At 75.6% G+C, this 13,626-nt stretch carries 12 protein-coding genes; all 12 read right to left on the bottom strand.

Annotated features, from left to right (window positions below):
- Positions 1-50: 50 nt before the first annotated feature.
- The 12 genes from P9841_RS10335 to P9841_RS10280 all read right to left on the bottom strand — a co-directional run bounded on the left by P9841_RS10335 (position 51) and on the right by P9841_RS10280 (position 13,544).
- The gene (locus tag P9841_RS10335; protein ID WP_283318608.1) at positions 51-2,270 is read right to left on the bottom strand and encodes a glycoside hydrolase domain-containing protein; all 2,220 of its coding nucleotides are present in this window, start codon (positions 2,268-2,270) and stop codon (positions 51-53) included.
- 169 nt (positions 2,271-2,439) lie between these two features.
- The gene (locus P9841_RS10330; RefSeq protein ID WP_283318607.1) at positions 2,440-2,991 is read right to left on the bottom strand and encodes an LppA family lipoprotein; all 552 of its coding nucleotides are present in this window, start codon (positions 2,989-2,991) and stop codon (positions 2,440-2,442) included.
- A gap of 56 nt (positions 2,992-3,047) precedes the next feature.
- Positions 3,048-4,709: an alpha/beta hydrolase gene (locus P9841_RS10325; protein WP_283318606.1), complete on the bottom strand. Its 1,662-nt coding sequence runs from the start codon at positions 4,707-4,709 to the stop codon at positions 3,048-3,050.
- Positions 4,706-5,026 carry a hypothetical protein gene (locus P9841_RS10320; RefSeq protein ID WP_283318605.1) on the bottom strand — a complete coding sequence of 107 codons (321 nt, stop codon included), beginning with the start codon at positions 5,024-5,026 and terminating at the stop codon, positions 4,706-4,708. The genes P9841_RS10325 and P9841_RS10320 overlap by 4 nt, the downstream gene beginning before the upstream one ends.
- A gap of 175 nt (positions 5,027-5,201) precedes the next feature.
- Complete coding sequence (locus tag P9841_RS10315; RefSeq protein WP_283318604.1) at positions 5,202-6,314, bottom strand: NADH:flavin oxidoreductase/NADH oxidase; 1,113 nt, start codon at positions 6,312-6,314, stop codon at positions 5,202-5,204.
- Positions 6,315-6,404: 90 nt separating this feature from the next.
- Positions 6,405-7,544: a nuclease-related domain-containing protein gene (locus tag P9841_RS10310; RefSeq protein ID WP_283318603.1), complete on the bottom strand. Its 1,140-nt coding sequence runs from the start codon at positions 7,542-7,544 to the stop codon at positions 6,405-6,407.
- A 97-nt stretch (positions 7,545-7,641) separates the two neighbouring features.
- Positions 7,642-8,769 (bottom strand): type 2 isopentenyl-diphosphate Delta-isomerase, encoded by a 1,128-nt coding sequence (fni, locus tag P9841_RS10305; RefSeq protein WP_283318602.1) that lies wholly within the window; start codon positions 8,767-8,769, stop codon positions 7,642-7,644.
- The gene (locus P9841_RS10300; protein WP_283318601.1) at positions 8,759-9,907 is read right to left on the bottom strand and encodes a phosphomevalonate kinase; all 1,149 of its coding nucleotides are present in this window, start codon (positions 9,905-9,907) and stop codon (positions 8,759-8,761) included. Before P9841_RS10300 ends, fni begins: the two co-directional genes overlap by 11 nt.
- On the bottom strand, positions 9,904-10,899 hold the full coding sequence (gene mvaD, locus P9841_RS10295) for a diphosphomevalonate decarboxylase (RefSeq protein WP_283318600.1): 996 nt from the start codon (positions 10,897-10,899) through the stop codon (positions 9,904-9,906). The genes P9841_RS10300 and mvaD overlap by 4 nt, the downstream gene beginning before the upstream one ends.
- The gene (gene mvk, locus P9841_RS10290) at positions 10,896-11,888 is read right to left on the bottom strand and encodes a mevalonate kinase (protein ID WP_283318599.1); all 993 of its coding nucleotides are present in this window, start codon (positions 11,886-11,888) and stop codon (positions 10,896-10,898) included. Before mvk ends, mvaD begins: the two co-directional genes overlap by 4 nt.
- Positions 11,885-13,237, bottom strand: coding sequence for a tripartite tricarboxylate transporter permease (locus P9841_RS10285; protein WP_283318598.1), 1,353 nt, complete (start codon positions 13,235-13,237; stop codon positions 11,885-11,887). The genes mvk and P9841_RS10285 overlap by 4 nt, the downstream gene beginning before the upstream one ends.
- 10 nt (positions 13,238-13,247) lie before the next feature.
- Positions 13,248-13,544, bottom strand: a complete 297-nt coding sequence (locus tag P9841_RS10280) for a hypothetical protein (RefSeq protein WP_283318597.1) — start codon at positions 13,542-13,544, stop codon at positions 13,248-13,250.
- Positions 13,545-13,626 lie beyond the last annotated feature (82 nt).

The raw sequence follows: 13,626 nt of genomic DNA, 5'->3' as shown, positions 1-13,626 counted from the left end.
TCGGTGCCGGTTGGGCGCCGGGTGGGTGCCGGGTCGGCGCCCGGTCGCGCTCAGGCGGGGGAGCCGGCGGGTCTGCCCGGGTGCGACGGCGGCCGGGCGGCACCGGTCCAGGGACCGGGTTCCGGCCCGAGGTCGACCCGCAGGTGGCCGCCGGCGTGCAGCTCGCTGCCGGTCAGCCACGTGCGGTCCAGCTCCGCGCCGTCCAGCAGCACGCGCTGCACGTACTGCGCGGGGCCGCCGGGCTCCGGCTCGACGAACCCGCGGGTGTCGATCATGAACGGCCGCCCGCCGACGTCGACCCGGGCCTCCCGCCAGGCGGGGGCGTTGACGAGGAACAGGTTCTGCCCGGCGACCGGGAACAGGCCGAGGCTCGCCCACACGTACCAGGACGACAGCCCGCCGGAGTCGTCGTTGCCCGGCAGCCCGCCGCGCCCCGTGCCGAACTGCTGCTGCGTCACGGCGTGCACCACCTCGGCGGTCCGGTCCGGACGGCCGGCGTACTGGTACGCCCAGGGCGCCTCCATGTCCGGCTCGTTGTTCAGGCCCTCGAACCGGTGCAGCGCGTACCCGGCGAGCATCTCGTCCGCGTCCGGCGCGAGGCCGGGCTGCGTCACGGGGTCGGCGCCGTACCCGAAGAACCGGTCCAGCAGCGCCACGAACGCCGCGTCGCCGCCCGCCAGCTCGATGCGCGACGCCATGTCGTGCAGCAGCCGGAACGAGTAGTTCCACCGGCCGCCCTCGTAGAACGTCGAGTCCCGCAGCAGACCCGTCCCCGGGTCGAAGGCGTTGCGCCAGCGGTCCGCCAGCGGGGCGAACTGCGCCACGAGCGTCCGGTCGCCGACCTGCTGCGCGATCACCGCCGTGCAGAAGTACCCGAACGCCAGGTCGAGGGTGTGGCTGATGGGGTGCGCGCGGCCGTGCAGCAGGAACTCCTCGCCGTACGTGCGCCGCAGGTCGTTGTGCAGGTGCACCAGGGCCCAGTCCCAGTCCAGCGGCATGCCGAGGGCGCACAGGTCGGCGAAGAACGTGTGCGCCAGCGCGCTGCCCTGCCGGGAGAACCGGTCCGCGCCGCGCGCCATGCGGTAGCCGATCGGGAAGTTCCCCTCCTCCTCGGCGATGTGGAGGATCGCGGTCGCCAGCTCGACGGCCCGCTCCGGCACGAGGGCCGTGAGCAGCGGGAGCTGCGTGCGGTAGATGTCCCACATCGTCGCGATGTCGAACGCGAACGGCGTGTCCGTCGGCCAGAACGGGCTCTCGTCCGGTGCCAGGCACGGCTTCACCAGCGAGTGGTACAGCGCCGTGGCCATCACCGTGTGCTTGCCCGGGTCCGGCGTGTCGACCTGCACCCTGCCGAGGTGCTCCCGCCACGCCTGGGCCGTCCGGGCGCGCCGCGTGGCGAACGACGCCGGCCCCGGGCCGCACTCCCGCTCGAGGTTCTCCCGCGCCTGCTCCACGCCCCGCAGCGAGAACCCGAACCGCAGCTCCACCACCTGCCCCGGCTCGGCGCGGCCCGCCCACATCAACCCGAACGGGCGCAGCGTCGTCGGGCGGATCCGGTCGAAGTCCAGCCGTGTGCCGCCCGGCATGAGGCGCCGGTCGTACCAGAGCAGCTGCCGCCACTGCGCGGACGCCGGCGCGTCGCACTCCACGTGCACGGCCAGCGGCGCGCCCTCGACGGTGATCTCACCCTGCGCCACACCCGGGGCGAGGGCCTGCAGGTGCGCGCGCAGCGGCACGGTCCGGCCGTACGGGATGTCCAGCCCGCCGAGGCTCAGGTCGATGACCAGCCGCGCGTCCCGGTGCGCGGGGAACGTGTACCGGTGCACCGCGGACTTCGGGCCCACCGTCACCTCGCACCGGATGCCCGAGTCCAGGGTCGCGGCGTACCAGCCCGGCTCCGCCTCCTCCTCGACCACGTCGTACAGCAGGCCCAGGTCGTCCAGCGGCTGCAGCATCGGCGTGACCCGCACGTAGTTGTAGTACTTGCGGATCGCCCCCGTGCCGGACTGCTGGAAGTGCGTGAACCCCGACGCCCGCGTCCCCGCGTGCAGCTCCGGCGGCAGCCCCTCCGTCGACAGGTCGTACCGCCCGTACCCCGTCGGGTACGCGCCGGAGTACGCGCACGCGCTCACCATCCCCAGCGGGTACGTCGCCCCCGGGTGCGTGTTCCCGACCTGCGGCTTCGGCCACCACCAGGTCGCCGCCAGGCCGGTCTGCGGCGGCAGCACCGTGGCCTCCGTGCCGATGAACGGGTCGACGTGCTCGAACACGCGGCTCCCTCCCCCGACGGTCGCGATGGTCCATCCGGCGCGCCGCGGTGCGGCCGGTGGACGGACCGTACGCGGCGGAGGTGTCCGGCGGGTTACGGCGGGCGGGCGGGTTACGGCGGGCGGGCGGCTTCCAGCGGCTGCTGCGCCGAGACGCTGACGTCAGTCGCCCTCACCCCGTCGGCGCGGGCGTCGAGGACGGATCCCGCAGCGGCAAGGGCCACTCGTGATCCAGGCCCGGCCGGTCCTCCCAGAGGTGGCACCCGGTGCGGAGCGTGAGGATCGTGTTCACGGCCATGCCGTAGTGGAAGACGGCGCCGTACTCGTCGGCGCCCACGACCTCGAAGTCCCCGGGTCTGTCGACCACGGTCGCGGTGTCGTCGAAACCGAAGCGGCGGCCGACCTCGAGCACCAGCTCGGCCGACCGGTGCCAGTAGGCGCTCTCGTAGGTCCCCTCAGCCAGAAGGCCGATGGTCTCGACCTCCTGTGCCTCCGTGATGGCGCCCCCGGTACTGCATCCCGAACGGCTCGCGCCCATCTGCACCGGGTCCGCCACCCAGTGCAGCCCGCCGATCTCGGCGTCGAGAACCTGAACCATCTCGCGGCGCATGGCCTCGTAGTGGTCGAGCATCTGCTCCATCGACGGTCGAGCGGTCATCTCTGCCTCCAGCTCCTCGGTGCTCAAGCGGTCGGCGCAGCCGGACAGGGCCGCCACGGCGGCCATCAGTGCTGCAGCACGTAGACGGCACCGAACGGCAGGTGCGCGTCGGTCGCGCGCGCTCATGTGTTCGGGTTGAACATGCTGATGACGTCGCCCCACCCGCGACCGCTGTCCTGGACCGACCTGGAAGGGACGCCGGCAACGACCGCCGCGATGTTGTGCTGGCTGGTCGTGCGGTCCCGCAGGTACGCGCTGTGTCCGGTGGACTCCGCGTAACGCTGGCCGTCGATCGTCGTCTCGCGTGCGGACAAGCCGGTGAGTCCGACCACGTGGGACGGGTCCGAGCCGAAGTGCCCGAAGTCCGCGATCGGATCGTTGCGTGCCTCGATCCGGAAGACCCGATCCGCCGGGATGTCGAGGTCGCCCAGATCGGACGTACCCAGACCCGGCGAGCCGAAGAAGACCGCGGCGTCGACCCCGGTCTGATGCCGCAGCGCCAAGCCGGTGGCTGTCGAGCCGTACGAGTGGCCCAGAGCGGTGAGGTTCGGGTCGTCGTGCCGGGACGCGTCGATGCCGTGGAGGAACCGAGCAAGGCCCGCGCCTGCGGAGGCCGCGGGGGCCTCGCTGGTCACGAACCGCCGCGGCTCGTCCCAGTCCGCCCATTGCGGTGCCTCGTAGCCGAGCCACGCCACGACCGCGGTGGACCCTCCCGAGCCGAACCGTCCGCCTTCTCGATCAGCGCGTGCACGAAGCGCGTCGAGGCTGCCGACGTGGTCCTCCAGGCTCCCTGCGACCGTGGTCGTGAACCCCGGCGTGAACACCGCCACGTGGGCAGCCGTGTCGACGTCACCGACGGCGACGGCTGCCTTGAGCTGGTGCGTCCCCGTCACGTCGAGCAGCAGCAGGGACCGGGCGGGGTCCTCGGCGAGGACGCGTGTGATGGCCTCCAGACCGGCGAGCTTGCCCTCGACGACGGCGAGCCGCTCCGCGGTGTCGAGGTCCCAGTTGTCGGGGTCCCGCAGCGCCTCGCGCTGGGCGGTCAGCTCCTCGCGGTACCGGTCGAGCAGGACGCGGTTCGCCTGGTCCCGGACCGCGAACGGGATGCCGTCGAGGTTCCCGACCCACTCGGGGTGCCGGGCGAGGACGCGGGCCTGGTGCTCGGGTGTGAGGGACCGCCACCACGCGGCGGCGTCGGCGGGGGTCCCGCCCGGTGGACGCAGGAGGCGGTGGCGGCCCCTGGCCGCACCGGCGTGGCCGGCCGCGGCGAGGCCCGCGGCGGGGAGCGGGTCGTCGGTGGCGGCGGCACGGTGCAGGGCGTCGGCGAGGAGCGTGTCGGCGTGCTGGGCGGCGCGGAGGGCCTGCTGGACCCGGTCGGTGAGCTCGCGCGCGACGAGGGCCCGGTCGCGGGCCTCGTCGTCGTCGGCGACGCACCGGGCGTCGGTGGCACGGCCGGTGCCGTGGTCGACGTGGTAGCCGTGGGTGCGGGCCCAGGCGAGGGTGGCGTCGAGCTCCGCGCGGGCGGTGGTCAGCGACGCGGCGGCGTCGTCGGCCGAGACGGCGACGAGGGCGATCTCGGCGACGGTCGTCGCGAGGCGCCGGCGCAGAGCGTCGTGGGCGCGGAGCGCGGCCTCGCGCGAGGGGCCCGCCCACGTCGCGGGCGGTGCGGCCGCGTCGAGGTCGTCGTCGAGGGCCACGAGCAGGCGGCGGCACCCGGCGAGGTGGTCGGCGAGGCCCGCGACGGCGTCCGGGCGCCAGGCGAGCACGGTGTCCAGGGCGGTCACGGGTGCACCGCCCCGAGGTGGCCGGTGATCCGGGCGAACGACTCGGCGACCGCCTCGTCGGTGCGGACGGCCGCTCGGACGGAGGCGAGCACGCGGTCGCGCTGCGCGGCGGCGTCGGACGACCAGCGGCGGGCCTGCGCGGACCACACGCCTCGCAGCCGGAGGGCCGCCTCGGCGCTCTGCGAACCGGGCAGCGCCGGTGCGAGGGCGCCGACGTGCTCGGCGTGGTGGCTCGCGAGGACGGCCTCGGCGACGGTGCCGACGGCCGAGGCGGCGGCCTCGACGTCGGCGGTGGACATCTCGATCTGGACGGTCATGCCATCTCCCCTGCCGTGGAAGTGGCATGACCGTAGCCGTCAGGAACGCATTGCCGGGAACGACCTCACACGCCTGTGGAAAACCATCAGGCACATTCTCGACAAATCGCGCAGCGGCTGCGCGGATTTGTCCCCGATACGCATTCTGTCCCGGATGTCCGCGGTGGCGAGACGCTCAGCCCCACGCCCCGCGGGCGTACTGCACGGGCCATCCCGTGGCACCCGCGGGCACGACCGTCGCCGCCGGGTCGCCCGCGTGCTCCAGCACCGGCCGGTCGCCGTCGAGGGCCTGCGCCGCGCGCAGCGGCCAGTGCGGGTCGAACAGGGCCGGGCGCCCCAGCATCACGGCGTCCGCGGACCCGTCCGCGAGCACCTGCTCCGCGATCTCGGGGGTCGTGAGCAGGCCGACGGCCGACGTGGCGATCCCTGCCGTCTCGCGGACCTGCCGCGCGGCGGGCACCTGGTACGCCGGGCCGACGGGGATGCGGGCCAGGACGTTGCCGCCGGTGGAGACGTCCACCAGGTCGACGCCGTGCTCACGCAGCCACACCGCCACCTGGGCCGTGTCCTCGACCGTGAGGCCGCCCTCGGCCCAGTCGGTGGCGGAGACGCGCACCAGCAGCGGGCTGTCGTCGGGCAGCTCCGCCCGGACGGCGTCGACCGTGGCGAGCAGCAGCCGGGCGCGCCCCGCGAGGTCGCCGCCCCACATGTCGGTGCGCCGGTTGGACAGCGGCGAGAGGAACTGGTGGAGCAGGTAGCCGTGCGCGGCGTGCACCTCGACCACGTCGAACCCGGCGGCGAGGGACCGGCGGGTGGCCGCGGCGAACTGGCCGGGTACCGCGGCGACCTCGTCGGCGGTGAGCTCGCGCGGGGCGGCGAGCCCCTCGAACGCGAGGTCCGAGGGCGCGACCGTGGACCAGCCGCCCGACGCCTCGGGCACGGAACCGGAGCCGTCCCCGAACCCGCGGTAGGTCGACGCCTTGCGACCCGCGTGCGCGAGCTGCACGCCCGCGACGGCACCGCGGCTGCGGACGAAGTCGGTGACGCGACGCCAGGCCACCACGTGCTCGTCGCCCCAGATGCCGACGTCCTGCGGCGAGATGCGCCCCTCGGGGACGACGGCCGTCGCCTCGGTCATGACGAGCCCGAAGCCGCCGACGGCGCGGGCGCCCAGGTGGGCGAGGTGCCAGTCGGTGGGCAGGCCGTCCGGTCCGGCGGAGTACTGGCACATGGGCGCCAGCCAGACGCGGTTGCGGAACGTGGTCCCGCGCAGGGTCAGGGGCGACATCAGGAGGCTCACGTGCAGTGGGAACCCTTCTCGGCACGCCGGGCATTCCGTGCCGGCGCAGTGGTGCGGCTCACAGGGAGGGCGCAGGGGTCACCCTGCCGCGTCCAGCCAGGCGAGCAGGATGTTGCCGGCGGTCAGCAGCCCCAGGACCAGCATCCCGACGCGGAGGGCGCCGTCCCCGATCGCGCCGCGGGCCGGTGCGGGACGGAGGGTGTCCCCGCGCCCGTGCTCCGGCCACCCGCTGTCGTCGATCCGGTTGCCGATGTCCCCGTCGGAGCCTCCGACGGGGCCCGAGGAGCTGCCGGGCGTCGGGTCGGAGCCTCCGAAGGGACCCGGGGTGCTGCCGGGCGTCGCGTCGGGGCCTCCGACGGGCCACGCCTCGTCGCCGAGATCGCCGAGGTCGCTGAGATCCCCGGCATCGCGGGGCTCGTCGAGCGCGCCGACCTCGCCGTCGGAGCCTCCGACGGACTCCGGGGCCCGGCCGAGCTCGCCGTCGGAGCCTCCGACGGGCCCGTCGCCCGCGTCGGGCTGCCCGGGACGCTGCGCGGGGACGTCCGGCGCCGCCCAGACCTCCCGCGGCCGGAACACGTCGTCGACGGTGAGCAGCTCCGGGCTCGCCGGTCCGGTGAGCTCCGCGGCCAGGTAGTCGCGGACCAGGCGGGCGTCGGCGGGCGCCAGCACCGGCGGCAGCGCGGCCAGCCACCCGGCGAGCCGGTGCTCGCCCACCGCGACGGCGCCGCCGCGGACGGTCGCGGGCGGGAGGTCCTGGCCGGCGAGGCTGACCACGGCGCGGACGGTGCGGCGGTGCGTGGGTGCGAGCAGCGACGTCACCGCCCCGGCGGAGTCGGCGGCGGCCGCCACGTCCGGGGTCCGGCCGTAGCCGTGGAGCCGCAGGGTGCCGTCGACGACCGTCGCGGAGCCGTCCCAGTGCAGCGACTGGATGACGACGACGCCACCCGGGCCGATCGCGAGGCAGTCGAGCGTGCGGGAGGCGCTGCCCGGGCGTCGGAGGTCGTGCAGGGTCGTCCAGCCGTCGGGCGGGTCGAGCACCACGGCGTCCTCGTCGCCCGTCAGCCAGTCGTCGAACCAGGTGCTGGTCGGGGCCGCGTCACCGGGACCGGGGCGCCCGGCGCCGTCCGCGGTCGTGCGTGCGGGGTCGGCGACGCGTCTCCGGACCAGCCGCCGCGCTCGTCGCGCCGCCGGCCGGCCGGGCTCGTACCCGTGGACCATCCGCCTCACCCCGTAGGGACCTATCGGCCGCCACCACCCCGGACCTGAGCGGTCACCCGGCGCGCGGTGACCCCGGCGTGCCCGGTGCCGGCGCGGGTCAGAGGCCGCTGCGCCGCGCGTACGCCGCCGCGTCGACGCCGCGGAGCTCGCAGAACTCCCGCACCGGCCCGGTGATCAGCAGGTCCACCCGGCGCAGGTCGGCCACGGTGCGCGCCCCGAGCAGCGTCATGATGTCGCCGACCTGCTCGAGCCACGCCTGGATGCGCGCGACGAGGGCCGCCTCGCCCTCGGTGAGCAGCACCCGGAGGAACCCCCCGGCCACGCCCACGGCCGTCGCCCCGAGCGCGAGCGCGCGCACGACGTCGAGCGGGTGCCGCACCCCGCCGGAGGCCAGCAGGTCCACCCCGTCCACCGAGGAGGCGTCCAGCAGCCCCTCGACGGCCGACTGCCCCCACCCGGCCAGGTAGTCCATGCCGCCGTCGGTGCGGCGCGCGGACTCGATGGCCGTGAAGTCGGTGCCGCCGCGGCCGGACACGTCGACGGCCGCGACCCCGAGGTCCCGCAGCCGGGCGACGGTGCCGCGGCTCATCCCGGCGCCGACCTCCTTGACGACGACCGGCACGCCGACCTCCGCGACGATCGCGGCGATGGTGTCCGTCCACCGCGTGAAGTCCCGGTCGCCCTCCGGCATGACGATCTCCTGGGCCGGGTTCACGTGGACCTGGAGCGCGTCGGCCTCGAGGATCTCCACGGACCGGCGGGCCTGCGCGGGCGTGAGGTTCGGGTTGACGTTCGCCATGACGAACCCGTCGGGGTTCAGGTCGCGCAGCACCCGGAACGACGGGATCGCGGCGGGCTCGCGGTGCAGGATCCCCGTCGAGCCGGAGGCGATCGGCACGCCGGTCTCGCGGGCCGCCAGGGCGAGCGCGCGGTTGATCGTCGCGGTGTGGGCGGTGCCGCCGGTCATGCCGTTGATGAAGAGCGGCACGGGCCAGTCCAGCACCCGGCCGGTGGCGCGCAGGGAGACCTCGCTCCGGTTCCCGGCGGCGAGCGGGTGGTTCAGCGGCCGCACGTGGTCGAAGTCGTGGGCCTGCGGCTCGGCGTGCTGGGCGGACGCGAGGCGGACGTGGTCGTCCTTGCGGCGGGCGTCCTGGGCCGCGGCACCGGGCTCGTCCTGGGCGCCGAGCGGTGCGGTGGCGGGGCCGTCCGGGTCCTCAGCGGTCATCGGCGTGCTCCTCCCGGGGCGGCTGCACCCGCAGCGACAGGTGCCGCACGTCCGACAGCTCCCAGTCGCGGAGCATCGGCTCGAGGTCGGTGCCGGCGTCCACCAGCACGATGCCGCAGTCGCCGCCGCCCGCGCCGGAGGACTTGGCCGCCGCGCCGACGCTCTCCGCCGTCTCGCACAGCGTCCGCAGCGCGGGGGTCTCGATGTCGACGCCGGCGGCGCGTGCCAGCGACGTGAGCAGCCCGCGGGCGCGGTGGATCTGCGCCTTCGCGGCCGGGGCGTCGTCCCGCTCGATGGCGTCCGCGAGGGCGTCCACGCAGGCGCGGGACGCCGCGAGGAAGTCGGGGTAGTGGCTCTCGGCCACCTCCTTGCGGGACTGCATCGCCTCGACCAGGCGGGTCGTGGAGGCCGGCACGCCGGTCCACCCGACGACGAGGCGCATGGTCCGCGGCGTCGGCAGCCGCCGCACGGACAGGCCGGGCCAGTCGGCGTCGAGGAGGGCCGTCAGCGGGCGTTCGGCCCCCGACTCCTCGCCGGCGGCCAGCGACGCGCGCAGCCACTCGCGGTCCAGCGCCGCGTACCGGATCCAGCCGCCGTAGAGGCTCGCCGCGACGTCGCCGCCGGATCCCATCGGGTTGACGGCGACGGTCGCCAGCAGCGCGAGGCGCAGCAGCCGGTCGGTCGGCAGCCCGAGGTCGTAGAACCGGTCGAGCGCCCGCACCGTCGCCGCGGTGACCGCCGCCGACGACCCGAGGCCGAACTTGCGGCCCGACCGGTCGTCGAGCTCCGAGGTGATCGTGATGTCGTAGAACCCGAGCGTGCGGCCCTGCTCGGCCGCGAACCGCTCGACGACGTCGATCGCGGCGAGCACGTAGTCGAACGGGCGGCTGTCGTGGTCGAGCACCACCCGGTCGCCGCGACGGCGCCACACGACGGGCAGCCGGCCGTACTGGTCGGAGGCGATGGATCCCGCACCCTCGGCCGGGGCGAGCCGCACGGTGACGTGCCGGTCCACGGCGACGAGCACCGCCGGGTAGCCGGCCTCGACGACCGCGTACTCCCCGGCGACGAAGAGCTTGCCGGGTGCGCAGACCTCGATCGCGCCGCCGGGGACCCCGCCGGTCGTCCCGCCGCTCACGCCGCGCCCCCCGCGTCGACGCGCAGCCCCGGCCCCGGACGGGCCGTGACGACCCGGCGCGTGCCGCCCTCGGACAGCGCGTCGGCGAGCGCGGGCAGGTCGGGCGCGGCGCACAGCACCTTGACGTTCGGGCCGGCGTCGATGGTGGCCCAGCACGGCAGCCCGTCGGCCCGCAGCGCCTGCACCTGGTCGAGGACGGCGACGGTGTGGGCGGTCCAGTACCGCACCGGCGGGCGGGCGCCGAGCATCGTGGCGTGCATCCGCAGCGCGTTGGACTCGGCGAGCTCCCCGAGCGCCGCCAGGTCGCCCGCCCGCACGGCGTCGAGCATGAGCGCGACGTCGCGCTCCGTCGCGTCGGTCCAGGCGGGGAAGAACGGCGACGTCTCGACGGTGCGGCGCATGGCCTCGCGGCTGGAGACCGCCTTGCGGCCCGCGTCCAGCACGACGACGGCCATCGCCGGGTCGAGCGCGCCACCCGGCTCGGCGCCGGGGACGGGCTCGGCGTAGGACGACGCGTCGTCCGTGCCGGCGTGCCACACGACGAGCCCGCCGAACACGGAGCGGGACGCCGAGCCCGAGCCGCGCCGGGCCAGCCGCGACAGCCCGCGCGCGTCGAGGTCCAGGCCGTAGACCGCCGCGGCCGCCCCGGCGAGCGCCGCGAACCCGCTCGCCGACGACGCCAGCCCGGCGCCCGTCGGGACGGTGGAGACCGAGTCGACCACGGCGTGCGCGGACGACCCCGCGAGCGACCGGACGAGGTCGAGGAACCGGGAGACGCGCCCCAGCTCGCCGTCCGACATCGGCCGGCCGTCGAGGGAGGCGGTGTCCGCGTCGGCGTCCGGGTCGAGCGTCACCGTCGTGGTCGCGTGGAACGCGTCGAGGGTGAGCGACAGGCTGGACGTCGCGGGCAGCGCCAGGGCCTCGTCGCGCTTGCCCCAGTACTTGGCGAGGGCGATGTTGGCGTGCGCGACGGCGGTCGCGGAGTTCGTCATCCGAGGGACACCTGGGCGGAGGGAGCGGCGGGTCGCCGCGCGTCGGTCCGGTGCAGCCAGGTGCGCGCCGCGCCCGCGCGGCGCAGGGCAGCGGCGATCGTACCAGCGGAGGTCGCGTCGGCCGCGAGCGCCAGCAGGCATCCGCCCTGGCCACCGCCGGTGAGCTTCGCGCCGAGGGCGCCCGCCGCGAGGGCCGCCCCGACCAGCCGGTCGAGCTCCGGGGAGGACACGCCGAGCTCCGCCAGCACGCCGTGCGCGCGGGTCATCCGGGCGCCCAGCTCGCGGGGCCGGTCGCGGGCCAGGTCCAGCACGACGTCGCGGGTGATCTGCCCGAGCTCGGCGACCAGCTCGTCCCCGCGGGCGGGGTGGCGCTCGCGGAACGACCGCACGTCCGCGACGGCCACCCGGGTGCGGCCGTGCACGCCGGTGTCGGCGACCACCAGGTGCGCGCGCAGCCGCAGGTCGAGCGGGCGGATCTCGCCCGCCTGGAACCAGATCGGCTCGGTCGAGGCGGTCGTGCGGGCGTCGAGCCCGCTGGGGTTGCCGTGGGCGACCCGCTCGCCGACCTGCACCAGGTCGAAGTGCTCCTGCGGGGTGAGCGTGCGCCCGGCGAGGTCCGCGAGCGCGAGCGCCAGCGCGCCGGCCGTCGCGGCGCTCGACCCCAGCCCCCGGGCCGCCGGGATCGTCGACTCGGTCGACAGGACGATCCCGCGGTGCGGCAGGCCCAGGTGGTCGAGGGTCGCCTCGACGGCGGCGCGCGGGGCGGCGAGCTGCTCCGGGGCGTCCGCGAGCGGGCCGGAGTACAGCACCGACTCCAGCGTCAGCGGCCCGTCCTCGCGGCGCGCGGTGGCACGCATCGGCAGGCTCGCCAGCGGCAGGGCGATGGCCGGCTCGCCGTACACGACGGCGTGCTCGCCCACGAGGATCGCCTTGGCGCGGGTGTGCCCGGTGCCGGTGCTGCGGTCGGTGCGGATGGTCGGCTCCTTCACATGAGGTGGGCGACGAACCACGGGGCCGCGTACAGCGACATGAACTGCACCCCGAAGTTGACGCCCAGCCGGTTCAGCGTGCCGCAGGTCAGCCCGACGAGCAGCACGGCGAAGACGTTGACGAGGCCCGCGTCCAGGTACGCGAGCAGCAGCACGAACACGACGAACAGCGCCAGCACCGCCTCGTGCGGGACGTACCGGGTGACGAGCGCGGTCAGCCGGAACGAGTACCGCACCGCCAGCACGTACGACAGGACCAGCGCCACGACGGTGCCCACCACGATCGCCGCGACGAGCTGCGGCGTGGACAGCAGGTGGTGCAGGTTCCGGTCCAGGGTCAGCACGGGCGGGGCGTTGAACAGGGCGTTCGCCGGCCCGACGGCCACTGGTGACAGCGGCAGCCCGACCGCGACCAGCGGGATGATGACGCCCGCGAGGTACGTGGAGTGCGCGAGCGCCGCCATCGACGTCACGGCGCGGGACGCGCGGTCGCGCGCCTGCTTCGCGCGGGCCCCCGCGGCCTCGCCCATGAGCAGGGTCAGTGCGACGGGGCTGAGGAAGAACAGCGGCGTCGACGCGGCGGACACCGTCGCGCTCGCGCCGAGCTCCGCGCGGGTCAGCAGGCGCCGGGGGCTGAGCGGTGCGCCCCGGAGCTCGCCCCGGGTGATCCGCACCGGCGTGCGCGGGCCGCGGGGCAGCGCCTCCCGCAGCGTCGGGTTGAGCAGCGTGGCCAGGCTCAGCAGCAGCGGGCCGGCGGTGATCGACAGGAAGAACGAGACCGTGATCGTGCCGTCCTCGGGCAGGACGCCGGTCTGCCGGTACAGCGCCTGCACCCCTTGAAACAGCAGGCCCAGCGGGATGATCGCGAGCAGCGACAGCACCCGGTTGCGGCCGAGCAGGGCCAGCACGACCGCACCGCCGACGAACAGCAGGGAGCCGTACTCGCGCAGCTGCTCGGCCCACGGGGTGATGGCACCGGCGATCAGCAGCGCGAGCGGCACCGCGACGAGCGTCCCGACCACGGAGCCGGCCGCCATCTTGCGGATCGTCTCCGCGGCCCGGCCCTCCCGCTTCAGCGTCAGGGCGTGGTCGATCATCGGCGCGGACAGCACCCCGCCGGGCAGCCCGACCAGCGCCGTCGGGATCGAGTTCGTGAGGTTCAGCGTCACGACCGCCGCGATGAAGAACGCGAGCACGACCTGCGGGTCGGTGCCGGCCAGCACCAGCGCGAGCGTCACGGGCAGCAGCACCGACGTCTCGTCGGTCCCGGGGATGAAGCCGATCAGCGTGTACAGCAGCACGGCGGCCAGCGCGGCGCCGGCCATCGGCAGCAGGAGGGCGAGGTCCACGGTCGGCGGCTCAGGCGGCCGGGCCGGCGGGGGCGCCGGGCGCGGCGGAGGCCGCGTCCGCGTCGTCGGCGACGATCTGCACGTCGCGCTTCGGCCGCACCAGCAGCACGGCGACGCCGAACCCGACGACGGCCCCGCCCAGGCCCCAGAAGAACTCCGAGGACCCGAGCGCCCGCCCGGCGACGACGGCCAGGACGGTCGCCGCGGCGCACACCGCGAGCGCCACGACCAGGTCCCGCAGCGACACGCGGTCGCCCCAGATCTCGACGTACTGCTCGTCGTCGGTCACGTTCCTCCTGTCGGCCACGGTCCGCCACCCTAGATCCTGCGTGGGCGGACCCCGTGCGGCCGGTGTGCGCGCGGGGTGGACGTGCTGGTGGCGCGCGTGC

Origin of the sequence: Cellulomonas sp. ES6 (assembly GCF_030053835.1) — a bacterium.
GTDB lineage: Bacteria > Actinomycetota > Actinomycetes > Actinomycetales > Cellulomonadaceae > Cellulomonas.
Note: the sequence above shows the minus strand (reverse complement) of the source record. Positions and strands in the feature narration are given on the sequence as shown.